Here is a 422-nt window from a genome sequence, read left to right on the forward strand (position 1 = left end):
ACGCCTGCTGGCCGTTTTTTGACACGCCTTTGGGGACGGGTTTTGGCAACGCGTTCAGTTCGTCAATCAACGGCTGTATCCTGCTCACATCAGCCTGCCGTGTCACCTCTGCCTTCAGGAACTGGAGTAACCAAGCTCGCAACTGCACTTCCTCCGGCTTTCTGACCTTTGCCAGCAATGCTGCACCCACAATGACCTTCTGCGCTGTGTCCAGGCTCCGGCTCTTTGCCTTCAGACGCTGCAATCTGGCTTCAGCTTCGGCAATTTTCTGTTCGAGTGTTCTGCTCATGATGTAACTCCGTGCGCGGTGAAAAATCGCATTTTAGCTCGTCACTGGTAGTTTAAAAACTGAGCTGGCATAATGCGCAGAAATCACGAAGTGCGCACTTATACAATCTCACCTTCGGTTCGATTGTGTGCGC

General features: G+C 52.4%; 1 protein-coding gene. It reads right to left on the bottom strand.

The features are described from left to right. Positions 1–289: mobilization protein (locus tag QP437_RS09750; RefSeq protein WP_285210443.1), on the bottom strand; the 289-nt coding region annotated here is incomplete at its 3' end. Between the last annotated feature and the right edge of the window lie 133 nt (positions 290–422).

The sequence above is a fragment of the Haemophilus sp. UMB1048 genome (assembly GCF_030218125.1).
Lineage (GTDB): Bacteria > Pseudomonadota > Gammaproteobacteria > Enterobacterales > Pasteurellaceae > Haemophilus_D.